We start from the raw sequence: 25,053 nt of genomic DNA on the forward strand, positions 1-25,053 counted from the left end.
ACTGCTTAATTAATTACTACCATATACGTAAGCTTGCATGTCATCTTCTTCACGGAAAAGGAAAAAGCAATGACAATGAATGAGAGAGAGAGAGAGAGAGAGAACTGCGTATGAACAAATTTAGCAGACCAGTCTTTATAGTTCTTACGACCATCCTGATGCTTCTTATCACCTTCATTTCATGCGACAACAAGCTGAATGTTTCAAATACCAATGCAGTGCGCTTCTCCACGGAAATAGGGCGCAAGGCCATGGCAGACTCCGAATGGCAAACCAATGATAAAGTCGGCATCTACATGGTAGCTCATGATGCCCTGACAGCTTCTGCCACCACGGGGCGTGCCAACCAAGCATACACAGCTGACACGGCCTTCCAGACTTCCGGCTTCTCCCCTGTTGACGCCTCCAACCCCTTGAAGTGGGACGACCTTAGTACGAATCCCGCACCATTCTTTGACTTCATCGCCTACTATCCCTATGATGAAAACATCTCTGACCCTACGGCCATACCCATAGACATCAACCGGAGTTCCTCGGAACAGATGACCGGGACGGCTGACTTCCTGTGGGGACGCACCGACAATGTACAGAACAATACCTCGACGGTGCATCTGAAGCTTGACCATATGTTCTCCCGCCTGATTGTCAACATCTCTCCCAGCACGACTGTCGATGCGGACGCCATCACGGGTGGCGTACTTTCTGCTATGGTCGAAGGCACAAGCACGCAAGGCACGTTCAACCTGGATACCGGAGCCTTGTCAGTCACAAGTTCCGTTGAGGGAATCATCATGAAGAACCTCTCCCACACCCTCAGTCAAGCGGAGCAGGATGCAGGCAAGCGCAGGTTTGAAGCGGTACTGATACCTGTGGTTCACTCAGAGGTTCTGCTGGATGCTTTGAAACTGGAATTTACCCTGGACTCTGATACATACACATGGGCAGCGGATTCCGTAGCTGACGAAGACAAGCACCTGATTCACTTCGACAAAGGCAAGCAGCATGTCTACAATATGACGCTCAATACGTCTGATGAAGAAGTCGCCGTTGCCGCCATCCAGATTGAGATTAGAGAGTGGGATGAAAGTGACGGCATAAACGCACCTGCTGTCAAGGTGGGAGTCAAGTCAGTCTCCGCCGGACAGCTCCATACGATGATTCTGAAGACGGACGGCACGCTCTGGGCGACTGGATACAACGGTTTTGGACAACTGTGTGACGGCACTACAATCGACAAAACCATTCCCGTGCAGGTCATGACTGATGTCAAGGCCGTCTCTGCCGGAACCACCCATACGATGATCCTGAAGAAGGACGGCACGCTCTGGGCGATTGGAGAAAACTCTAATGGTCAACTGGGTGACGGCACTACGACCGACAGAACGACTCCCGTGCCGGTCAAGGCCAGTATCGATCCCGACGACTTCATGACTGGTGTCGCGGCTGTCTCCGCCGGAAATCACCATACGATGATCTTGAAGAAGGACGGCACGCTCTGGGCGACTGGAACCAACTTCTCTGGTGAACTGGGTGACGGCACTACGACCGACAGAACGACTCCCGTGCAAGTCAAGGCCAGTACCGCTCCCAACGACTTCATGACTAATGTCGCGGCCGTCTCTACCGGAATAGATTACACGATGATTCTGAAGAAGGACGGCACGCTCTGGGCGACTGGATTCAACCTGTTTGGTCAACTGGGTGTCGGTGATAATAACTCCATAAAAACGCCCGTACAAGTCTGGAATTCTATCAATGGTTCCGTACTCATGACTGATGTCGCGGCCGTCTCCGCCGGAGATGCTCACTCGATGATTCTGAAGAAGAACGGCACGCTCTGGGCGACTGGAGACAACTATTCTGGTCAACTGGGTCTCGGCGCTGAGTCCACCTATAGAACAAGCACGCCCGTGCAGGTCATGCCTAATGTCGCGGCTGTCTCCGTCGGAAATGAGCACACGATGATTTTAAAAAAGGACGGCACGCTCTGGGCGACTGGACGGAACAACTATGGTCAACTGGGTGACGGCACTACGACCGAGAAAACTACTCCCGTACAGGTCAAGGCTAGTACCGCTGACAACGACTTCATGACTGATGTCGCGGCTGTCTCCTCCGGAGATTATTACACGATGATCCTGAAGAAGGACGGCACGCTCTGGGCGACTGGATTCAACAGCAATGGTCAACTGGGTCTAAGTGACAGCGGTTCGGGAACCAACAGGAACACGCCCGTGCAGGTAATTTTTTAGATACTCTGAAGTGTGACCTCCACAATGCACCTTCGGTTGCGTTGACTTTCAGTCAGCTTCATATGAAGTTTTGTTTGATTTCCGCCCCAGGCATCATGACCGTTCCTCGTGGGACGGCCTCGTTCAAACCTTCCGGCCTTCCTTCTCTGCCCGTTCAGCCAAACTCTCCTTGCGCCGCTTGAGCTTGTGGCTGTAGATGAGGCCGACGCTCTGGAGGATGGTCGGCGGTATCATGGTCAGGACTCCGGCGATGCCAAAGGCATCCTCCACTATGTTCCGTCCGGGGATGACCGACGCCACGCCAATGGCAAGAGGAATGACGAAAGCCGCGCTCATGGCGCCCGTGACCACCTCTCCCGCGTCAAACCCGATTCCGACAAACATGCCGGGAGCAAAGAACGTAAGTCCCAAACTCAGCGTATAGCCAGGAAGCAGAATCCACCAGATGGAAATATCATAGATGATACGCATGATGGACAGGGACATCGCTATACCGACCCCCAGAGCCATGGCAGCAAGAAGCACAGCTTTGGGGATGGTACCGCTGGTAATGTCCCTCACCCTATGCACCAGCACATAGACGGTTGGTTCAGCCAGTACCACGCAAGCCCCTATGACCAGTGAAATGGGAATTAAGATCCATGAAGTAGGGAGACGCCCCAACTCCTCCCCCAGCATGGTGGCCGCCGGAAGGAAACCACTGTTTACTCCAGCAAGGAAAAGCGTCATGCCTACGAGCAGGTATCCAAGACCAACGAATATCCTGCCCAGTTCTCGCTTTGAAAGCCTCAGCTTGATGAAATGGAAAAGCAGGAACACGACAAGTATGGGAGCAAGGATGTTGAGGACTTCCAAAAAAGAATGCCCCATGCTCCGGGTGAACATCCCCACGACATCAGCCACACTGCCCAACTCGTTGAAACTTTGGACACCGTAGGAAGTCTCTGCCGATGAACCGAAGAACATGCTCAGTATGACTACGGAGATGATGGCTCCCACCGAACAGATGGCACTGATGCCGAAGTTGTCCTCCTCCGAACCTTTTTCATGGGACACGGCTGCGAAGCCGCTGCCTATGGCAAGAAGGAATGGTACTGTCACAGGACCAGTTGTGATTGCCGATGCGTCCACTGCCACCGCCAGATAGTCACGGGAGAAGAATGCTATGATGAATGCCGTCGCATACCCTATGGTGAGGACGTGGCCAAGACGCCAGTGGAAGATTACCCTCAACACGGCAATGACAAGGAACGCCCCTATTCCTACGCTGATGCCAGCCAGCAACGATAGCTTGGGAATGGAAGCGACTTGATCCGCAAATACGGAAAGATCGGGTTCGGCCATTGTTGCGACAAACCCAAAGACGAAAAGGACGCCGATGATCAAGGGCATGCTACGTGACGAAATGAGCGTGGCTCCTACATGTTGGCCTATGGGGAGCATGGATATCTCCACGCCTATGGAAAAAAGAACCATGCCCAAGAATAGAAGAACCATACCTGCAAGCATGACAGGAAGGGTCAAACCAGGCAGGGGCGTCAGGGTGAAATGGAGGATTGTCACGATGATGCCTATGGGGACGACAGCAAGGAAGGATTCGGTAAATTTTTCAGTCAATACATCGCGCATCGCCAACCTCCTCTCATGTCATTCGCATCATCCATTTTATTGCGCCGCGCCCCATCCCAACCATTTTATCGGCCTCAACAAAATGGTCAATCACATTGAATCCACTGTTTTTGCAAGCGAGCTTTGCGCGGTCTATTACTTTCTGGAAGTTACGCCATTCTGTACATTATAAGCCGTGGTTTTTGATGTGAGCAAGAAAGTTATGGATGCACATGAAAAAAACTTACGAAAACTTCCGAGGACTATGTGTGAGTGTAAGAATCAACGAGCGCACATATGCAAGGGAAAATCCGTAAATCTGGAAATCAGGCTCAGCGACCTCCGGTCTCCTACCGTGCCGCATACATCCGTGCATAATACTCTTGATACTCGCCAGTGAGTATATTCTCCCACCAAGGACGGTTCTCCAGATACCACACTATGGTTCTCTGGATGCCTTGCTCAAAGTTCGTCTCTGGCTTCCACCCCAGTTCCCTCTCCATCTTGGACGGATCAATCGCATACCGCTTGTCATGTCCCTTCCGATCCGCGACGAATGTAATCAGGCTCTCCGGCTTGCCCAGCACCTTCACAATCTCCTTCACCACCTCAAGGTTCGTCCTCTCGTTGCGCCCCCCAATGTTGTACACCTCGCCTTCCCGTCCCTCATGCAGCACCACGTCAATCGCCCGGCAGTGATCCTCCACGTACAACCAGTCACGCACATTTTCCCCCGTTCCATAGACGGGTAGTTCTTTGTCGTTCAATGCGTTGACAATGACCAGAGGAATGAGCTTTTCCGGGAAATGGTACGGCCCATAGTTGTTTGAACATCGGCTGATGGTCACCGGCAACCCATATGTACGGTGATAAGCAAGAACCAGCAAGTCCGCCGCCGCCTTGGACGCTGAATACGGACTTGAAGCATGCAACGGCGTCTCCTCGGTAAAAAGCAGCTCAGGCCGATCAAGAGGCAGGTCGCCATACACCTCGTCAGTTGATACCTGGTGGAACCGCTTCACCCCCCACGCGCGGGAAGCATCCAATAATACTCCTGTCCCCATCACGTTGGTCTGTAGGAAGATGCCCGGATCAAGGATAGAGCGGTCTACGTGACTCTCTGCCGCAAAGTTGACCACCATGTCAAAGTTCTCATGCTGGAATAGGGACATGATGAAAGGCTGGTCGGCAATGTCTCCCTTGACGAAGCGGAAGTTGCGGTTGTTCCACACCGACGCAAGGGTTTCCATGTTTCCCGCATAAGTCAGCTTGTCCAGGCACACAATCATGTCTTGTGGATGCCTTCCCATATAATGGTGGATGAAGTTCCCCCCAATGAATCCCGCCCCGCCCGTCACCAACAGTTTCATGTCACTGCCTCTTTTTTATGGAAAGTATATGGATAATACGCAGGAATACCGTTCTTTCCGCTATTTTCCCATAGCAATGCCAAGAAAGCAAGGATGAGAAAGCAAGATGGATATAGCGTGAGGAATGCTGATGGAGGATGTCCGCGATAGCTGCATGGATGCGACGCTCCCTGTTGCTTATCCGCCTATCCGAACACTTCCCATGCATAGGGGATGGAGACTCCCGCGCCTGCACGGGATACTGACAAGGCAGAGGCTACGGAAGCCATGTGGAGTGACTGGGACATGTCCATACCCTTGAGACGTGAAGCCAGGAAATAGCCAAGGAAAGTATCCCCCGCTCCTGTGGTATCGACCACGGGCGCGTCAATGATGGGAGCGTGGAACAGCTCGTCCCGGAAAGCGTAATAGGCTCCGGCGGCTCCAACGGTGAGTACTATCTCCGTCTGTGGATACAGACGGGCAAGATGACGCGCAAGCACCGGAAATTCACCGCCGGGCATCAGTCCGGCTATCCCCGCTCCTTCAATCTCATTGACGACAAGGAAGTCAAGTTTACACAGAGGCAATGCGTGTACATTGTCACCATAGGGAGCGGCATTGAAGCAAACCATCATTTCACGTTTCTTGGCTTCCTCTATCACATATCCGAGATTGAGTATCTCATTCTGTAGAACCAGCAGGTCGCCCGAACCAAAATGGCTGAGGACGTCATCAATTTCATTCGTGGTAATCTCATGGTTCGCTCCAGGGAAAAGCACAATTGAGTTCTGTCCGTCAGCCGCGACCTGGATGATTGCCTGGCCAGTGACACTGCCGTCCCGCATGATCAGGGAGGTATCCACGCCATAAGAAGACAGCGTATCGATGAGCCACAGTCCGTCAGAGCCAATCTTTCCGGCATGGAACACATTCAAGCCAGCCTTGGCCATGGCGGTACTTTGATTGGCCCCCTTTCCTCCGGCACCTTGGGAATATCCGGTAGAAGAAATAGTTTCACCGGGAACTACGATATGGGGAACGGCATAGACCTTGTCTATGTTCAATGAGCCGAAATTCAAGACTTTCATGAACATCTCCCTATTTCCCGTACAAGCTACCGGAATATCTGCGGGCATCTGACCCAGTGAGTTTGTGAAACAAGCTGCTTCAGAGCCTGCTGCCATAGTTTACCGAATCCTTGCCATTCAGTAAATGTGCATTCAGTAAATGCGGCAGGAGCGCAATGAGAACCACTATCTGGCATCCATGCCATGCTCAACGAGAATCTTTGTGCCGTCCCACTTTGAGCGCCTTCTTGAACATACGTGTCGTAGAACTCTCAGTGAAATGATTCAACACCATGACAGAAATCAGAACCCCACCCCAAATCAACAGGATGTAATAGCTGCTGATGTTCGGGAACCTGTTGATTCCTGTCTCCAGCATCCTCAGAAGGATGATGGCCAATACGACCCCTCCTATCCTGCCTTTGCCGCCATTAGGGCTGACACCCCCCAGGACGACGATAAGAATGCACTGCAAAGTATAGACCGTACCATAGTCCGCACGGGCGGAATTGTAATTTGCCAGCATGATCATACCACCAATGGCTGCACAGAGTCCCGACAGCATGTACGTCTTAATCAGAAGGGTATCCACCTTCAGACCGCTGTATTCTGCCGCGGTCGTGCTGGTTCCTAACATGTACAGCTTGGTTCCGAACACTGTCTTGGAAAGAAGTACCCACACCAGTACGACCATCACCATAAAGAAAACAAGCTGAACCGGGACAAGACCAAACAACCGGCCAGTGATGGTTTGCGCATAGATACGGGAAAAACGACTCACGGCGTTCCCATTGGTCATAGCCACACACAGACCACGTACCAGTTCTCCTGTTCCCATTGTTGCGAGAATGGGCGGTATCTTGAACTTCGACACCAGGATACCGTTGAAAATACCCCACGCCGCGCCGACCAACGCGGCAAGGACAAGCACCAGGGGAATGGCATAGATGGGAAGAAGCCCTGTTTCCGTCGTCAGGGACAACAACACCCTTGCCATGAGGATTGATGAGAAATTAGCTATGCTCACCGCTGATAGGTCGATGCCCCCTGAAATCATGCAAAGCATGACTCCCAGGGACATGATTCCGAACTCCGGGAACTGGGAAGCCATTGTCTGGAAGTTCAACACAGTATAGAAACGGTTGAAACGTGTGATTGCCATGAAAAGCATCCACAGCACGGTGAAGATGACAAGCCTGGAGATATGGCGATCTTTGGCATGGAGCCTACCCATCCAGGAAACAATGCCTGTTCCTTGCATCATGACCGTACCTCCTTTGTCCCGATACCCCGCTTCTTACCCATGAGCATCCCTTGATAGGCGCTGACTCCGGTTCCTATAATGATTAGAAGGCCGGTGAAGACGCTTTTCCAAGACGTGGGAACACCAATGAGAATTAATGAATTCTCCACGATGACTATTAACAGAGTACCCAGGAAACAACCGAGAAGGGTTCCCCGTCCACCAGTGATTGCCGTCCCGCCAAGCACGACGCCAGCAATGATGTTCATTTCCATCCCCAGCATGTTGGTGGGATGAGCCTGTTGCATCATGGTGACGCGGGCAAACCCGGCCAGGCTTGCAATGATTCCGGCAAACACATAAAGCAAGAACTTGGTTCGCTTCACGTGGAATCCAGCTCGATGGGCACTGACCTCGCTGCCTCCTATGGCATAGATCCCGCGCCCGAACATGGTGAACCGCATCATGAGAAACACCAGGACGGCAACCACGACCAAAATCATGAATGGCAACGGAAGGCGTGACGTCAATCCTGATACTGGATTGCGTGCAATGAACAGGGGCGTTGTACCAAAGATGCGCATGGGTTCGGGAATCATGGTCAACTGCCGGGAATTCAAGGCTCCTTGCATGATGCCCCGGAAAACGCTTGATGATCCCAAGGTCACAATCATGGCCGGAAGACCGAAATAGCCAACGAAAAGTCCGTTGAAAGCACCAAGAAGCGCCCCCAGGAACACGGCGCAGGCCAATGGCAGTAAGACGTTCCCTTGGTAGCCAATGTCAAGGAACATCTTGGTGATGGCATAGACTGACAAAGACGCGAGAGCCGGGAACGAAACGTCAATGCCACCGGAAACAATCACCATGAAAGTGGCGACCGCAAAGAGTCCCGGCACAATCAGGGCAGAAGCTATGTCAACCAGATTGTTCGATGAAAAGAACTGCCCGGAACGAACCTGAATCAGAATGCTGAGCAGTATCAGGATAAGGAAAATATAAGGCTCGTTGCGGCCTGACATCCGCTTGAGCGTGGTCTGTATGGTTTTGTTCACATCCGCCTCCATCGCACTACATCATGTAGGAAAGAATTTTCTGTTCATCAGCATCGGCTGCGTCAATATCAGCGACGACCTTTCCCGACTTCATGATGACAACACGGGAACAGTTCTCAAGGACTTCCGGCAAATCATCAGAAATGATAATCAAAGCCAATCCCTGTCGGGCAAGTTTCTGCAATATCGCATGGATGTCATGTTTCGAGCCAATATCTACACCCACGGTCGGCCCGTTGAGTATAAGGACATCCAAGTTACATGCCAGCCATTTCGCCAGAACAACCTTCTGCTGGTTTCCTCCTGATAAAGTCTGGCAAGCATTGTCCGGGTTCGGAGTGGCAATGCTCAGCTCCTTGACCCAACGCGTGACTTCATCCTGACGCTTTTCAGCATCAAGGGTTCCGCCAACCGTGGAAATCAGCCGGTCAATTTCCGCTATGACTATGTTGTCACCTATGCTTCTCGGCAGGAAAAGTCCTTCACTCAGCCTATCTTCCGGCACATAGCCAATCTTCCGGGTTATGGCATCACGGGGATTCTTCAACGCAACTGGTTCGCCATGCATCAGGAACTCCCCGCTGTCAATGGGAAGCAAGCCGAACATGGACAGCGCAAGCTCGGAGCGTCCTGAGTCAAGCAATCCGGTTATCCCAAGTATCTCCCCTTTCCGTAATTCCAGCGATACATCATGGAAGAAACCGCCTGATGAGACATTGCGTACCTCAAAAACCGGGAATGGAGAAAGCGTGCCAGGATGGAACCTTTCGGCCTCAAATTCCCGACCCGTCATGTAATAAGAGAACTTTGCCGCGTCCAGGTCATTCGTACTGCCCTGGGCGACCATCTCCCCATTGCGCAGGATGGAAAAGTTTTCCGAAATTTCGAACACTTCATTCAGTTTGTGGCTGACAAAAAGAATGGCTATTCCCTGCTCCTGAAGCCTCAATATGAGGCTGAACAGTTTCTGCACCTCTTTCCTTGTCAAGGCAGTCGTAGGCTCGTCCATGATGATGAGCTTCGTATTGAACATCAATGCCCTGCTAATGGCAATCATCTGCTTCTGAGCTACCGAAAGACTACCGACAATGGCATCCAAGTCAATGTCGAAATTGATCCGGTCGATTGATTCCCGCGCAATCTGCCGCATCCATTTCCAGTTGACCAAACGCTTCTGTTCCGCCACCTGTGTGTTGAAAGCCAGATTTTCCATGACTGTGAGATTGGGGAAGATGGAAAAATCCTGGTAAATCACTTGAATCCCATTCTTGATGGCCTCGATGGGCGTCAGCCTCTCATATGTCCGTCCCCCAATCTCCATGTGTCCGCCATCCGGTCCATAGACACCGGAAATGACCTTGATCAGCGTGGATTTACCGCTTCCGTTCTCTCCCGCCAGACAATGTATTTCCCCCGGCTTTATGTCAAAGGACACATTTTTCAAAGCATGGACGCCGACAAAGGACTTGTAGATGCCCACGGTTTTCAGCAAACTGTTTTCCATTCCCCCTCTCCCTCTCCTTCCGGTCATCACCATAATGAATGCCCTGCGTCGCACATGCAGGGCATTATAATCAAATTTCCGTCAGGATAAACCTAGAAACCATAAGACCGGACATTCTCCGCGTTGATGACAACCCAACCTTCTCCTTCAAGAACCTTTGGGCTGCCTGGCTTGAAGCGCAGGGCAGTATACCCTTCCACGCCCAAGTCAACAGGAGCTTTGATTGTCTCACCGTCCAGAACCTTGACCGCAAGGGCAATCATGGCCTTGCCTGCCAAAGCGGGATCCCACAAAGTCAGGGACTGGACGACTTTGCTTTCAAGAAGCGCGGCGTTGTCAAGCGGCATACCGGTTCCGGAAGTGAAAACCTTGCCAATCAGACCGAGTTCCTCAATGGCACGCGCAACGCCCGGAGCATCGTAGGAAGATGTTCCCATGATACCCTTGAGATCAGGATATTTCTTGAAAAGTTCCTTGGCTACATTGTACGCGACATCTCCGTTGTCGTTTGATTCAACGCGTTTCTCCGCTTCCAGGAGCCGCATGCGAGGATACGTAGCCTTCTGATGCGCCACACCAGCGTCCGCCCATTCGTTATGGGAGCCATTGGTCAGGGACGCGACCATGGTAGTATAAAGCCCTTCCCCTCCCATGGCTTCGGCCAGGTTATCCATGATGAATGCCCCGTAGCCAGCATTGGAGAAAGCTTCAATGTCATAGTCAACATTTTCCAACGCGGCGCCTTCATGGGTTATCACCACAATGCCCGCGGCGCGTGCTTGCGCCAGGACAAGTTCGATTGACTCAAGGTCTACCGGAACGACGCACAAGGCATCAACGCCTTGAGCTATGAGGTCCTGCACCAATTGAGCCTGGAGCGTAGCGTCAATCTGCGCGGTTCCCTTCTGATAAACATTAAGACCAGTAGCCTTTGCATACTCATCGACACCCGCCTTCATCCGAACGAACCAAGGGTTCGAGGCATCCTTGGGAACAACGACAATTTCATACCCCGCCTTGGAATCCTTCTGCCCACCAGCACACACCAGGGAAGCTGCCAAAACGACCAGAAGAATGAGAACAAAAATTTTCTTCATGGATTTCCTCCTTTCCATTGTTGGTAAAACTTTATCCCAGCATTTCCCATCCGTCAAACTTTTTATTGATTTTTCACTAAAATTCAATTAACCACAAATATATCAGCCCTTTCCTGCTGAAAACATATTGATTTACACCTATTTTTTCCACGTTAAACTAAATTTTACTAAACTGTTTGACAACTCCCGGAGTCGCGGATATCCTGATGTATCATGGGAATAAAAGAAATTGCAGAAAAAGCCGGCGTATCAAAAGCTACTGTTTCACTGGCTCTGAACAACCAGAAAGGCGTTGGACAGGAAAAGCGTGCAGTCATCCAGCAGATTGCCCGTGAAATGAACTATCTGGCTCCATGCAAACGCCAAGGCCCCCTGTCGAACCAGGGGAAAGTAATCATGTTCTCACAAATCAAGAAGCATGGACTGATCCTGAACAAAGACCAGAATATCTTCATCATGGATTATATTACCGCCATCAACCGAGCTGTCGAGGAACATGGCTATTCCTTCGAACTCCGCCTGCATCCCCACACATCTATCCAGGCTTTTGTCGGAGAGGTGAACGAAAGATATCCGACAGGATTGATCATCCTTGGCACGGAACTGGATGAAAGTGACATCCTTGCCCTTGAGGGCATACAGGTTCCCTATCTCATACTGGATACGAACTTCGATTCAATCGGGGCTGATTTCATCACAATGGCGAATATTGAAGCTGTCTTCCAGATTGTCCGGCATTTGAAAGACACCGGACACACGGACATACGCATGGCACGTTCCCGTGAAGCTACGGGAAATATCCTGCTCCGTGAACAGGGCTTCCAGTCCGCGCTGAAACACTTCGGACTACGTCAAGACTCTCGTTCAGTCTTCAGCATTTCTCCTGGTTTTGACGGAGCATACCAGGACATGCTCTCCTACATCACACAGTCTGTGGGGAATCTTCCCCAGGCCATCTTCTGCTTCAACGATGTCGCGGCTTTCGGCGTAATCAAGGCATTGAAGGAGTCGGGTATCAATGTCCCGCAGGACATTTCCATCGTTGGCTTTGACAATCTGCCCATGGCATCCATGATGGATCCTTCCCTCACGACCATAAAGGTTCCCACCAAGGAAATAGGACGCCTGGCCGCCCGGTTCATCATGGACAGAATCAAGATGAAGACTCCAGCAGAAAAGTGCTGCTTCATGCTCAGGGGTACCCTGATTACGCGGCAGAGTGTCAAAAACAGGAATAAAAATGACAAAACGGAGGTGTCTTTATGAATAAGTATTCTGTCATACTGGGAAACCTGGGCAATACATGCGACAGGTTCCTCTCATCCGGCTACAAGGAAATCCCCCCCAAGGAAACCCTGATCAGACAGGCTTCTGAGATTAATGGAGTAAAAGGTCTGGAATTGGTCGGTACGTGGGATGTAAACAAGGACAATGTCAATGAGATGGGTGACCTGCTCTCGAAATACGGCCTGGAATGCGTGTCAATCATTCCCGACCTGTTTGCCCAGCGCCGCTGGGGGAAAGGCTCCATTTCCGCGAAGGATCCGGCTATCCGCGCACAGGCCATGGAGTATCTTTACGAATGCGTCGAGACAGCCCGTATCTTGAAATGCGGGACATTGAACATCTGGCCGGGACAGGACGGCTATGATTACATCCTGCAATCAGACCTGATTCAGGAACGCCGTTGGCTTGAAGAAAACATCACTACGCTGGCCAAGAGTGCGCCAGATATCCGTTTTGCGCTTGAGTATAAGCCAAAAGAGCCGCGGAATTTCAGTTTCATGGCTCGTGCGGCGGATACGCTCCTGCTTGCCCAAAGAACCGGCATGGACAATGTCGGCGTCTGCATAGACACCGGACACGGGTATGCGGCGGGAGAGAACGTCGGGGAATCTGTCGTCATCTTACAGGAGTACGGAAAAAAGTTGTTCCATATGCATTTCAACGACAATTATGGAGGCTGGGACGATGACATGATTGTGGGTTCCGTTCATTTCCCGACATATGTGGAAACGCTATTCTGGCTTAAGGAAACCGGTTATGACGGTTGGTTGTCCATGGATCAGTATCCTTACCGGGAAGACGGCAAACGCGCGGTCGAGGAGAGCGTCCTTTTCTTGCAGATGATTGAAAAACATCTCGACTCTCCCAAGGTCATGGATGAACTGAGGAGCCTGGTTACAAGGGGCAACGCAGTCGAGACCCAGAAGTGGTTGCGGGAAACTTTCTATAAGTAAAACTGCAATCCCTGCCGACGGAAACAGAAAGGAACGGACTGTCAGGGCGTGCTATAGCCGTCCTGATATTCCCCGCCAGCGACATTTTTCAGGATGGGGTATTTCCCTGCGGGGAAATCCCAGATGGAAGCATCCCATACTCCTCCGGTCCAATTTGCCGAAACACTGAAATTCGTGGCTCCCTTGAACCATGAAGCATCTTTCTGCAAATCAAGATGAACAGTCGTTTCAGAGTTGCCGCTGATTGATGCCACGCTTGTGTAAGCACGATTCGTGGTGCTAGTAACCGCAGTGTCACCTATGAGCCTACTGACTGCGCCATTTATCGCAGTGACCTGTTGCACGACAGTGAATGAATTTTTAATGTCTCTAGCTAAGGATGTACTGGCGAAGCCCCCTATGTTCCTCAGCCCAGTTACACTGCCATTAACGACGGCATAACTGTAGGAAACGGATGCGCTGTTCATACCTGCGAATCCTCCTGCCCAAGCCCCCGCCCCCCCCAGGGCTGAAACAGCATTGTTTACAATGACGTAGGAATCAGTAATACTTCCTGCCACATGATATCCGACAAATCCCCCTGCCCGGTCAGTTATACTCACGACCGAATTTACCAGCGCATAGCTTTCCTTGACTGTACTACTAGCCTTGTAGCCGATGAATCCCCCTATGTATGCCGTGCCAGTTACTGTGGACGCTTCCGAAAAACAGTTCGACACATCAGCAGCACTATGTCCGATGAAACCTCCGACACTATATGCCCCTCCCCCGGATATCTTACCCATGGTTCGTGAATGACTATAAGAAACCGGGCCATGCAACGCACCAGCGAATCCTCCAACCCAATTGGCAGCTCCTAAAATATTCCCTCCTGTGAATGCTGAATTGCCTGTCATCGATGCTGATATATATCCGCCGAATCCACCGACATAATCGTTTGCTCCTGAAATGAACCCCTGGACAGTAGCGGAAGAATTCGAAATGTTTCCCGTCGTATATCCAACAAAACCGCCGACACTATTGTCTGCCGTCCCTGTGATATTTCCATTGGTCTCCGCATGACTTCTTTCAATAGCTCCGGTATTGGTTCCCACAAAGCCGCCGACACGGCCATTGGCTGTAACAAGAGCTGACGCATCCATCCCAATCGCTTTACTGTCAGTAATGGTTGCGGTTTGATGCCCTGCGAACCCGCCGGTTCCCGTTGAAATGGATGTTGTGCCGGTACCGGATACCTTGCCATAGTAAACTATCGCCTTTGTTATGCTGGATTCAGTTCCAGTATTTGCTCCAACGAAACCGCCGACAGTATTCTGTCCTTGGACAGAATAAACGATGGATGCCCGTGTCGTATCGCTGTTTGTTACTGTTCCTTGGTTTCGTCCCACGAAACCCCCGACATGCGAGCTTGTCCCTGTAACCGAAGACATGCGGACATAACTGTTGGATATAGTCTTGCCTGAATCGTTCTGTCCGACAAGGCCACCGACATACTGCCCACCAGATACAGTCCCTGCCGCGGAGCTTCCGGTGATGCTGGCGCTGTTTTTTCCTACCAGACCTCCCACAATATCAGAACCGTTGAGCGTAACAATGGCGGAACTATTTTCAATAACTCCCGAAAGGTGTTGCCCAGCCACTCCTCCGCTTGAGTTGCCAGTCGCCTTGATGCGGACATAGGATGTACTGCCAGTAATTGTGCCATTATTCTGCCCGATGATTCCGCCAATCACATCCTCTCCAGAAATCGCACCGGATACGTAACAGTTAGTAATCGTACCGTTGTTATTGACACCAGCAAGACCTCCAAGGTTATCTCGGCCTGTCACACTCACGTTCGTTAGCCCGATGTTTTTGACAACGGCTCCTGAAGTGATGGTTTTGAAGAAACCTAGTTTGTCACCAGTAGCAGCATTCCCAGGGCCCGTGACCGTAACTCCGTCTATGGCATAGCCATTGCCATCAAGTGTTCCAGAGAAGTCGAAGGGAGTCCATGTCGTAGAACCCAAATAGGTACCAAGTTCAATGTTCCGCATCAAGATGAAATTCTTGCTGCTGTTAGCGGATGTCAGCACGACAGCCAGACCTCTTGCCGTGTATATTTTATAAGGATTGGAAACCGAACCGTCTCCGGTGTAATCGAGGATGTCCGCGGTGTCCGCGTTACCCGTTCCACCGACTTCCCATTTCTCGATGGTCACGGTCTCCACTACAATGGTCCTGTCCCTGATTGTAATGTCCAAGATGTAATGCTGCCCGGAATCAAATGACCAACTAGCTGGGACATTCCATGTATAATTTTTTTCAGAAGCCCCATCGCGGACAGTAAAACCGAGGGATCGATCAGGAAATTCACCTTCCGAGTGAGGAATAAAAATCATATCCTGAGAAACGGCATTGATCCCATTGGCAGCCATCGTGAAGGAAATGGCCTCAGTCGCGCCTTCCTTACTGGTGAAAGTCCCGGTATCTACTCTGAACACCGCAGTCGTTGGCCATCCGACAGTAGTGACTGTTATTTCATCAATAGTATCCGGATCCAAAATTCCGGCATCATTGACATTCACAGTCAAAGTCATCTTGGACATCATATGCTGGAAAGTCAGCACGACCGGCGATGACTGCTTGGCCATATTGTTCTTCCGTACATAAAAGATATCCAGAAGATTAGGATTGCTCTGGTCAGTGACATCCATGGGAAGCGCATAACTGGCCAGTGAAGGCGCATAAGGCGCATATGAGATGAAATCAACCAATGAACCGTTATTCGGGTAATAGACCACGATACCTGAATCGAAAGACGCCTCCCCTGTCAGCTCATCATAGGTCAGGCGGAGATTATCAGTCCCATCAAGAATGTTTGATGGTGTCAGGGCATTGCCGTTTCCCACCATGAAGAACCCTAATGAATCCCCTGTCTCCAGATTCAGTGCATTCATGCCTCCGGAAAAGAGCATGACCTGACCGTCCGCCCCCTGGCGGCCTTCGTCATCGGTCACATCGTAAATCTGGTCAAGCTCCTGAACACAGGAGACAAGCGATACCGCTGCCAACATTAGCAACAGTATCGCAACAAGAGATTTATTTTTCATTTTTGGTTCAGATGGATTCTCATGGCAACCTTTCCGTAAGGAATTACGTTGCGTCTCCGGGTCCCAAGTCTACTACAGTCCATCCAGTGACTTCAACGTCAAAGCTTATGTCTTTCCTTTTGAGCGTCAATGCCAACTGATATTCCTTTCCTGCTGTCAGATTGAGTGCGGCCAAATTCTTGGCTTCCCAGCGATATATATTGCCGGAAGCGTCAACAAATTCAATCTTAAAGGAATCTTTTACATTATTGGCGGCATCAGGCATGACGATGGCTTCATATATGACCTTCTCGTCCGTAACTGCCGTTCCGCCCGACTGAACATTGGCAGTGATATTCGCGACAGTATCCACGTCTGCAAGGGAACCATCTGACAAATTAAGATTTGCCGTAGTCTTCGCTCCTATAAGCGTTGTGGTAAAACCAGCAAGATTGCTGTATGTCAGCCCTTCACCAGCTGTTGCGGTAATCTTGAAGCGGGCAAGCTTGTGATCGACAGTCACTGCTACATTGCTTCCGCTGTTGACACTTTTTTGGAGACTGCCTGTCTTTCCCCAGAGAATGTCCAGATCGTTAACCTTTCCCGTCTGATTCCCTGCAAGGTTAATGGGAAGCTGGGCGTCAACTGATCCAGTAGCAGTTGTCACACTAGCTGAATACGGATAATAGACAATGAAATTGACAGCAGCGTCATCATTCGGCCAGTAAATCGGCGTGGTAGAAGTAAAGGTCGCCGTCGTCGCCCCTCCTGAACCAGCCGTGTATTCAACGTTTTTTTCCAAAGTGGAACTAAAAATGTCACCACTATTCGGAACTGTGTACACACCAATCTTGTCACCCGTTACCCATGTCGATGTCGCGCTCACCATGCGTGCCGACCGGTTTGCTACCGTCGAGAACCGCACAATGTCAGGATTCGAAGACACCAGTTCCGATCCACAGGAGACAAAAACTAATGTCACAACTAAACCAATTAAACCAAATAAAATTTTCTTTTTCATAAAGCTTTAATAATAACTTTTATCATTTTTGTCTAGTCTTTTCTTCTACTATATAGTAAAAAGAAAGTAATTATAGTTTTTATGATAAAATAGGAATTGTGTCGTGTTTTTTTTGATGAGGCATACTCTTTGTTTTTCCTGTCCACCTGAAAATTCTATTGCCGAAACTTAAGGAGCGTTATTACGTTTATGATGTGTCATGAGTTTATATAAAAAACATAATGAAAAGAAAAATATAATCATCACCTCCCTTCTCGTTTTCCTGTTCTTGGTACTGCTTTTTCTGGTTCAAGGGTGCGACTTTGGTGTGATTACAGAAATCCCTGATGGCAAAGGGGAAATAAGTATCATGGCCGCCGTGGGTAATCCATCGGATGACAATGCAACACGGGTCATTACGGATCAGGACTGGAACAGCACTTTTGAACATGGGGATTCCATTGGGATATACATGTACTATTCCGGCACTGACACAGTATATGAGTCAAACGTGAAGTACACGTATGATACGTCTTCCGCCGAACCACGTTGGATGGCCGACTCACTTCGTTATTATCCTACTTGGAACGATCCCAATGGTTCTTCCCTGGATTTCTTTGCCTACCACCCCTACGACAGCACTGCTCCTTCCGTACCCAAGGGGACGGAGCTTCTCGTCATTCCTGCCGCCGTCTCAGTAAAAACGGATCAACGGGACGACCCTGATTTCACCCAGAGCGACTTCATGACTGCCAGACACCTGAATGCCCCGATAGGAACACGGGTCAATCTGGTTTTCACACATTCCTTCTCCTTGCTTGAGCTGCGGCTTGACGCCACAGGATACGGACGGGACAGGGAAGCGATAGAGATATCCATTGACGAATTGTTCACCGACACTATCGTCAACGTGCGTACAGGAGGGAATACCACGCAAGGGGGGACTCCCAAGAAGATAATGTTCCATTCGTCTTATCTCGGTTCCGACGCCACCGCCACGGATATTGAATATATAGCCCGCGCCTTGGTTCCTGAACAATCTACGGCGACGCTCACATCCTTCATCATGAAATATGACGGTTATCATTATGAGGGGGATATCACGGGAATCTCAACAATCACGACCGGCGGCTCACGCGTGATGCAGCTTACCGGCGCCTTGCCGTTAAGTTCCCTGACGACTCCGCCCAGTCCCATCACCGACAAGAACATTTCCTATGAGCTGACCTTCCCTCCCTCCTATGGGATTGACCCCGATACGCATAATCTTTTCTCGTTCACGGTCGTGTCCAAGACCGGAAATCCAGCATCACTGGATATACAGCAACACATTCTTTTTCATGCGGGCACGCCAGGACAGTCGTACAGGATACCTGTTTGGAAAATCGCTGATTCGGTTTTCACCGGGACGGCATCGAATTACATTGAAATCCCCCATGCCATCAGGATACTGGGAACAAGCAGCTTTGCATCGTCATCAGCCTTGGACACCGTAGTTTTCGGTGATGCAGAGAATGGTTCTGATATCGAGACCATCGGAAACCAGGCTTTCTCCGCTTCCTCAAACCTGAAAAAAATAGAACTGTTTCCCCGCATGACCAAGACGTATGACAAGGATTCTGAAACGACCGGCAAGACAATTACCGCGGATATACCAAACCTGGGAGATAATGTCTTCACAGGAATCACAGAACCTATCGACATCTATATTTCTGAAAATGCGGCGGTACGCGCAGCCTATGACGCTGCGTTGCGGGCTCCAGGCGCGACATCACAAGGATGGCATGCCACGACAGTCAGCGGCTCCCTCATCACGGATGACCATGTGTCCGTCACCGGACTTTCCGGTTCCGGCACGGTCAGGATATGGGCGGAACTGAAGCACACGGAGAGCTGATGATAAACAAGAATAACCGCCTTTATTTCCTACTTCTCATTTTTCTGCCCCTCATGGTGGTTATCTCTGGTTGCAATATGGATTATCGTTACAAAATCCTTCTGGAAGCGGACATCTACAGGGATCCTGGAAGGAATCTTCCTCCCGCAGGAAGTCCTGACAATCCTATCATCATCGCTGGCAATTATGACAAGGATACCGTACTCCAGGCGGCCAAGGACGTAATGATTGGCCCAAAATATAGCCTCAGTTCCACGAAATCGCGCACTTTAGAGGAATTCATGCTTGATGGGCTAGTACATTTCCAGTATTTTTTAGATTCAGATCCCGACGGAGTTGTCTTTCTTTTCTCGGATGAATATGGAGAAGCGTATTTCATCATCCATTTCAAAGCCGAAGGAGCTTTCATCGGTGACATAAAAGACTGGGAAATCCCTCCGGGCAGCGGAGGGCCTTGGCTGGGAGGCGCATCATGAGGCTCATACGGCGGCATATCTTTTTTTCTTTCCTGTTAATCCTGTCCGTAACAGCAATAATACAGCCGTTGGCAGCCAAGGACAGGTCTGTCCTGTCTTTTTCGGCTATTTCCGGCATCAGGCACGGGATGGTTGAAGAGATTGTCTATTATGACAAAACCTTGACGACTCTCCTCAGCCGCCTGGACTGGGAACAGAAGATGTCACCGTTCATTGGAGTAAAGGCTTCCGTGAACATACCATACGTTTCCGTCAGCCTTGCCGCGTCACTGGGCTTTCCCATCCGTTCCGGACAAATGGAGGACTTTGACTGGCTCAACGCGGGAGCCAATAAAGGCCCCCTGACTCATTATTCAAGCCACAATGCTTTCCTGGACAAGGATCTTGCTGCGTCAGCACGCGTTACCCTGCTTGTGGTGGATACACAGTCTTTTTCCTTCGGGCCAATCGCAGGCATCAGCTACCGCAATCGGCTGTGGCGGGCTGAGGATGGCTACGGGCAGTATCCCCCGGAGAAAACAGGCCCTTACACGCCTTGGCATGAAGACGCAAAAAAGGAACCTTTCCATGGGCTGGTCATTTCTTACAACCAGACAATCATCAGTCCATCGGTCGGTCTGACCATGGAATGGATGACGAAAGGATCATGGGGTATCACCCTTTCCGGCTCATGGCTTCCCTATGTTTCCGTCGATGCGCTGGACAATCATTATCTAAGGGGAATGCAATTCCGCGACATCATGGACAAGGGGATGGGCTGGAACGTGGAAGGTACGCTCGGCATCCCTCTGGGCAATGGGAAAAACCCCAAGCGTCTGGATGTCAGTGTCGCTTATGAACATTTCGCCTTGAAGGGATTGGGTTACAACAGGGCAATCAATACATCTGCCTGGAATCTAGACTCAAACGTAGGTACGACATCCTCCCTGTGGACCATTGGCATTGGGTTCGGGTTCTGAACGGTTCTGTTGGGTTCTGCGAGACACACGGCGCGGAATCATCCACCAAGAGACGTATGTTCATCCTCAAACACTACTTCACTCTCAGCCTTGGTATAGACATTGACCCTGGCATGGATATCTACTTCATTGACAAACCAACCATTGGCACGGCAGAGTTGCATGAACTCGGCATAACGATTCACTCCGTTGATTTCCTTCAGGGTGACAACTACACCAAAATGGAGACCTTGACCGGAATGGTTTTCAAGACGTTCTTTTTTCTTGATGGTCATGCCCCAGTTCGGAGAAGATGGGCTGAGACGTTTCCGTGGAGAATTACGAAGTTTCACACCTTCGGAAATATGCTTCACGTTGTCCCATTTCCGATATTCGTTGCGAACTTTTTCCTCGTATTGAGAGCCAGGAACAGCATCGTCATCACCTTGTTTATTATCGTTAATGGAATAAATCTTGCCTTTCTGGTCAATCCTTCCAAAGTGGATGTCTAATTCAGTATCTGTATAGTCCACGCCCTGGGAAAGGGAACACTTAGGAAAATAACAGAGCATTGCCTTGGCTATATAGGGGAAATGCTCATTGTTCAAGGGCACGGGGATGTTATATGTGTACGTGTCATACGCCTCGGATACGCCCTGTACAATAAATTTGATTTCATTTCCCGGTGTTCTGAGAATATCTGAAATATGTTTCGGCACTACCCCAAAGCCCAGGATGTCACGCTTTGAAGTATCCGTGTTCCACTGTACCGCGGAATCCAGGAGGAGTGCTTTGGCAACCTCACGAGAAAAACCCATGACATGAATAAGGTACGCAAGCTTGCGGGCAATCCACGGAGCCGCAAATGAAGTTCCGGCGTCTTTCATGCGTCCGCGGCTTGAATACACCACCATGCCATCTTGACGGTCACCGCCAAAGGTCGATACATCAGGCTTCTTGAAGAAGTGCAGCACTGGCCCCCTACGGGCATATTCCACTTTTGTACCGGTAATGGTGACAGCATTGACTACAAGGGAATTGATGGAGTCAGCCGGAGCTCCAATGCGTGGTTCGTGTCGGTTCCGATTCCTGTTATTTGTACCAGCAACAACAAAGATGACATCATTCTGGAACTGGATTTCATCCAGCAAGGCTCCCTCAGGAGACATGAAATTTTGTTCAATTTCCAAATCAGAACCCAAAGACAGGTTCCACACCTTGATGTCCTTGTTTGTTTCAACAATCTGCCTGATTTTTCGGAGGATGTCAGCCGTGCTGTTGCGGTCATGCTTTGCTACTCCAAAATGCCGAACACGGAAACGACCGCACCCATCATCTATATGGGGATTCAAGACAGGGCCATCCACAATAAGAGAAGATACTGCCGTCCCATGGACATAGTCATCAGGTTCAATAAGGTCTTCCAACACCATGGGCACATATGAAACCCATGAAGAAAAATACACAGTTTTATCGAACAGCGTATCAATGACGCCAATGACTGGCTCTGTGGTTGGCGCCGGAATAGAAAACCCGGCTCCGTTCATTCCATCCCTTTCAAAAGGCAATGCCCTGATACGACCAAAGTCACTGACCGCCATAGACACCAGATATGGCGCGGCACTGATGATCCGGTTATACTGCGCAGGATTCACCAGCCACGTCACGGCATCTAGTGCTTTTATGGGTTCATCCTGCATCTGAAGCTTACGCAGGATCTCTGTTTGTGTCAGTCCAGTATCATACAAGGTGATGATCTGGCTTTCTGTGACCTGTTGCGTTCGTTCCTCCACTCTGAAGTTATCAATATAATAGGCGTCCTTGATGATGTGCAAAAAAAGGGACTTGCTGAGGCCATGCGCGGAAATGCATGCTTCCGCCCGTTTTTTCCACTGTACATCGCTGGCGGTTTGCAGTTTCTCATATTTTGTACCAAGAATGATCAGTTGTTCGGCGGTAATCGTAGAAGAAAAATATTCAGCAAGGACTTGTTCACAGTGATGCAGATTATGCAATGCAGAATCTATGTTTTCCAATGGCACACAATGTGTAAAAACATGCTGTCGTTGATTATCTCCGTTTGAAAACTTTACTCCTACGATAGTACTGTTTGCAGAGACGGAACCTTTTTTCAGAATATAGCCCATACGACAGCTTTTGGGGATGATGCGCGTGTAATACACAGAAACCAACGGACGGAATCCTCTCTGCTCCTCACGCCAATATTGTCTGACATGTATAAGGGACTGCAACAATCGCTCAAGTTTGGCACGTTCTACGCATTTCCCTTTCGGGAGACTTACAAGTCCCGATGTTTTTGGATGAGGCGCATGATTGAATTTCCCTTTCAGCTCCAGGACTTTGTTCATTTCTTATCTCCCATCAGCTCCCGCGATATGCTGCTTTTGGAGACTTTAGAGAGGATTTCAATGTCTCGTATGGAGAAGCCCATGTTCTGGAGATCTTTATAGTCACCCGCAAAATCCGGTCTGGTTTGCCTGAACAGCCTGGAGAGGTAATCAAAGTCTTCATGGGGATTACTGAAAGCTATTGCTGTCTTGATGATGTTCTTGAGGTCTCCCGGATATGGAACAGGATTCATGAGAGCTATGATTTTCCTGAACAGACGGATGTTCCTGCCTTGGAATTTGAACTGCTGGAGCAAGTCTTCAAGAATGATTTCTGCAATTTCCCGGAGGTCTTGCTGTGTATAGCGATTGAAGTCAATCACCTTGTCAAAACGTCGGATCAGTGCCTTGTCAAAAGAGTCAAAAAGATTGGTTGTGGCAATAAGAACAATCCGGGTATTAAGTCCATCCAGTCCTTTAAGAACGGAGGATGTCGCCCTCCCCATTTCCCTCAGATCCCTGGAGGATGTCCGATCCAATGCGAGGGCGTCGATTTCATCAAAAAGAATGATGATTTGTTCTGGGTATGGTACATTATTGATTTCTGCAAATAATTCCGCAATGTTCTTGGATGTCTGTCCCAACTTGCTGTCCACGAGAAAATCAAAGTCAACAATGTAGAGTTGTCGGTTGAGAATGCGTGCCAGTTGTTTTGCGCTTTCTGTTTTTCCTGTTCCCGGAGCGCCTTGAAAAAGAAACTTGTTCACCCCTGCGCCATAGCCAACGGCGTTCACAATACCCATGACATCATCTTTGATGCATTCAGGAAGCGGTAACGTGGAGCTAGCGGTATCCACTTTACGGAGATAGTCCATTTTTCCATTCAATGCCTGCGGGACAAAAGTATTCTTATCGGAGAGCAATGCCATGATGTAATCACCCAATTCATGATCATTGTTCCTGTTGAAGTCTACAGCTACTTCATACGCTTCATCACGGAAAGCAGAATCATTTCTTTCCGTATAATATTTAATCAGATTGATTATATTCTTCTTTTTCATCTTGGCCTTTTCCCATGTGGGTTAACATATGATATAACGAATGGGACATCACATATAAAAAGTGGGACATAAATTCAAAAATATACATTCAGACTATATTCATGTAGAGGAAAACATGCAAGAAAAAACTTGAATTTGTTTTGGCAATTACATGCTTCCACATTGCAACGAACAGGACAAGAAACTATTCTGAAAAAAGGGAGAAGCACTATCATGGCTCATTTACATAGCATCGCCGTTTTCTGCGGTTCCTCACACGGCTCCGATCCGGCTTTCACCACAGCGGCAAAGAACCTTGGAGTTGCCTTTTGTGAGCGCGGCATCGCCCTTGTCTATGGCGGCGGCAACCGAGGAATCATGGGTACTCTCGCCACGACAGTCCATGAAAAAGGAGGAAAAGTCACCGGAGTCCTCCCCCGCTTCTTTGATGTTCCTGCGGTACGTACCGGAGAAAAGAATACATCGGTCGAAATAGTTTCCGGCATGCACGAACGAAAGGCTCGCATGGCAGATCTGGCGGATGGATTCATCGTCCTGCCGGGAGGCATTGGTACATGTGATGAATTCTTTGAAACCTACACATGGAAACAGATTGGTCTTCATGACAAACCAATCGCCCTTCTTAATACCAAGGGTTTTTACAATGGCTTGTTGTCTTTCCTCAATTCCGCAAGTAGTGAAGGGTTCATCAGTCGTGAAGCGCTCCATGCCCTCATCATTGAGGAAAATCCCGCCCGTTTGCTTGACAGAATGGAGGAACACCAAGCCGTCCTTCCGGAAAAACTTGGCTGACCCCATCCTATGCCCCATATCCGAACCTTACCTGACACACGTCTTCATGCAT

The 25,053-nt window shown here is 49.7% G+C and carries 18 protein-coding genes; 7 read left to right on the forward strand and 11 right to left on the reverse strand.

Annotated features, from left to right (window positions below; genetic code table 11):
- The first annotated feature begins 110 nt into the window (after positions 1-110).
- Complete coding sequence (locus SPICO_RS09860) at positions 111-2,252, forward strand: RCC1 domain-containing protein (RefSeq protein ID WP_013739856.1); 2,142 nt, start codon at positions 111-113, stop codon at positions 2,250-2,252.
- Between the two features lie 123 nt (positions 2,253-2,375).
- Here SPICO_RS09860 and SPICO_RS06410 read toward each other — a convergent pair whose 3' ends face one another.
- The 7 genes from SPICO_RS06410 to SPICO_RS06445 all read right to left on the reverse strand — a co-directional run bounded on the left by SPICO_RS06410 (position 2,376) and on the right by SPICO_RS06445 (position 11,178).
- Complete coding sequence (locus tag SPICO_RS06410; protein WP_013739857.1) at positions 2,376-3,881, reverse strand: DUF1538 domain-containing protein; 1,506 nt, start codon at positions 3,879-3,881, stop codon at positions 2,376-2,378.
- A gap of 329 nt (positions 3,882-4,210) precedes the next feature.
- Positions 4,211-5,230 carry a dTDP-glucose 4,6-dehydratase gene (gene rfbB, locus SPICO_RS06415; protein ID WP_013739858.1) on the reverse strand — a complete coding sequence of 340 codons (1,020 nt, stop codon included), beginning with the start codon at positions 5,228-5,230 and terminating at the stop codon, positions 4,211-4,213.
- Positions 5,231-5,415: 185 nt separating this feature from the next.
- Positions 5,416-6,300 carry a ribokinase gene (locus tag SPICO_RS06425; protein ID WP_013739859.1) on the reverse strand — a complete coding sequence of 295 codons (885 nt, stop codon included), beginning with the start codon at positions 6,298-6,300 and terminating at the stop codon, positions 5,416-5,418.
- Between the two features lie 187 nt (positions 6,301-6,487).
- Positions 6,488-7,543 (reverse strand): ABC transporter permease, encoded by a 1,056-nt coding sequence (locus tag SPICO_RS06430; protein ID WP_013739860.1) that lies wholly within the window; start codon positions 7,541-7,543, stop codon positions 6,488-6,490.
- Positions 7,540-8,577, reverse strand: coding sequence for an ABC transporter permease (locus SPICO_RS06435; protein WP_013739861.1), 1,038 nt, complete (start codon positions 8,575-8,577; stop codon positions 7,540-7,542). Before SPICO_RS06435 ends, SPICO_RS06430 begins: the two co-directional genes overlap by 4 nt.
- Positions 8,578-8,593: 16 nt before the next feature.
- Positions 8,594-10,081, reverse strand: a complete 1,488-nt coding sequence (locus tag SPICO_RS06440; protein ID WP_013739862.1) for a sugar ABC transporter ATP-binding protein — start codon at positions 10,079-10,081, stop codon at positions 8,594-8,596.
- Between the two features lie 92 nt (positions 10,082-10,173).
- Positions 10,174-11,178, reverse strand: coding sequence for an autoinducer 2 ABC transporter substrate-binding protein (locus tag SPICO_RS06445; protein ID WP_013739863.1), 1,005 nt, complete (start codon positions 11,176-11,178; stop codon positions 10,174-10,176).
- 213 nt (positions 11,179-11,391) lie between these two features.
- Between SPICO_RS06445 and SPICO_RS06450 the strand changes: the two genes are divergently transcribed.
- Together SPICO_RS06450 and SPICO_RS06455 are read left to right on the forward strand one after the other, a co-directional pair.
- The gene (locus SPICO_RS06450) at positions 11,392-12,444 is read left to right on the forward strand and encodes a LacI family DNA-binding transcriptional regulator (RefSeq protein WP_013739864.1); all 1,053 of its coding nucleotides are present in this window, start codon (positions 11,392-11,394) and stop codon (positions 12,442-12,444) included.
- A complete protein-coding gene (locus SPICO_RS06455; RefSeq protein WP_013739865.1) occupies positions 12,441-13,418 on the forward strand; it encodes a sugar phosphate isomerase/epimerase family protein in 978 nt (325 codons plus the stop codon). Before SPICO_RS06450 ends, SPICO_RS06455 begins: the two co-directional genes overlap by 4 nt.
- 41 nt (positions 13,419-13,459) lie before the next feature.
- Here the strand turns inward: SPICO_RS06455 and SPICO_RS06460 are convergent, their stop codons facing one another.
- Complete coding sequence (locus SPICO_RS06460) at positions 13,460-16,510, reverse strand: fimbrillin family protein (protein WP_013739866.1); 3,051 nt, start codon at positions 16,508-16,510, stop codon at positions 13,460-13,462.
- 43 nt (positions 16,511-16,553) lie between these two features.
- A complete protein-coding gene (locus SPICO_RS06465; RefSeq protein WP_013739867.1) occupies positions 16,554-17,510 on the reverse strand; it encodes a fimbrillin family protein in 957 nt (318 codons plus the stop codon).
- Between the two features lie 199 nt (positions 17,511-17,709).
- Between SPICO_RS06465 and SPICO_RS06470 the strand changes: the two genes are divergently transcribed.
- The 3 genes from SPICO_RS06470 to SPICO_RS06480 are packed head-to-tail and all read left to right on the forward strand — an operon-like array spanning position 17,710 to position 20,821.
- Entirely contained in the window at positions 17,710-19,386 is a 1,677-nt protein-coding gene (locus SPICO_RS06470) for a fimbrillin family protein (RefSeq protein WP_013739868.1), read from the forward strand.
- Positions 19,386-19,862 carry a hypothetical protein gene (locus tag SPICO_RS06475; protein ID WP_013739869.1) on the forward strand — a complete coding sequence of 159 codons (477 nt, stop codon included), beginning with the start codon at positions 19,386-19,388 and terminating at the stop codon, positions 19,860-19,862. The genes SPICO_RS06470 and SPICO_RS06475 overlap by 1 nt, the downstream gene beginning before the upstream one ends.
- Positions 19,859-20,821, forward strand: a complete 963-nt coding sequence (locus tag SPICO_RS06480) for an omptin family outer membrane protease (protein WP_013739870.1) — start codon at positions 19,859-19,861, stop codon at positions 20,819-20,821. Before SPICO_RS06475 ends, SPICO_RS06480 begins: the two co-directional genes overlap by 4 nt.
- Positions 20,822-20,859: 38 nt before the next feature.
- Here SPICO_RS06480 and SPICO_RS06485 read toward each other — a convergent pair whose 3' ends face one another.
- A complete protein-coding gene (locus SPICO_RS06485; RefSeq protein WP_013739871.1) occupies positions 20,860-23,169 on the reverse strand; it encodes a S8 family peptidase in 2,310 nt (769 codons plus the stop codon).
- Positions 23,166-24,209, reverse strand: a complete 1,044-nt coding sequence (locus SPICO_RS06490) for an ATP-binding protein (protein WP_013739872.1) — start codon at positions 24,207-24,209, stop codon at positions 23,166-23,168. The genes SPICO_RS06485 and SPICO_RS06490 overlap by 4 nt, the downstream gene beginning before the upstream one ends.
- A 213-nt stretch (positions 24,210-24,422) precedes the next feature.
- Here SPICO_RS06490 and SPICO_RS06495 point away from each other — a divergent pair, with 213 nt between their 5' ends.
- Positions 24,423-25,001 (forward strand): LOG family protein, encoded by a 579-nt coding sequence (locus SPICO_RS06495; RefSeq protein ID WP_013739873.1) that lies wholly within the window; start codon positions 24,423-24,425, stop codon positions 24,999-25,001.
- Positions 25,002-25,053: the final 52 nt, after the last annotated feature.

This window comes from Parasphaerochaeta coccoides DSM 17374, from assembly GCF_000208385.1.
In the GTDB taxonomy this organism is placed as follows: Bacteria; Spirochaetota; Spirochaetia; order Sphaerochaetales; family Sphaerochaetaceae; genus Parasphaerochaeta; species Parasphaerochaeta coccoides.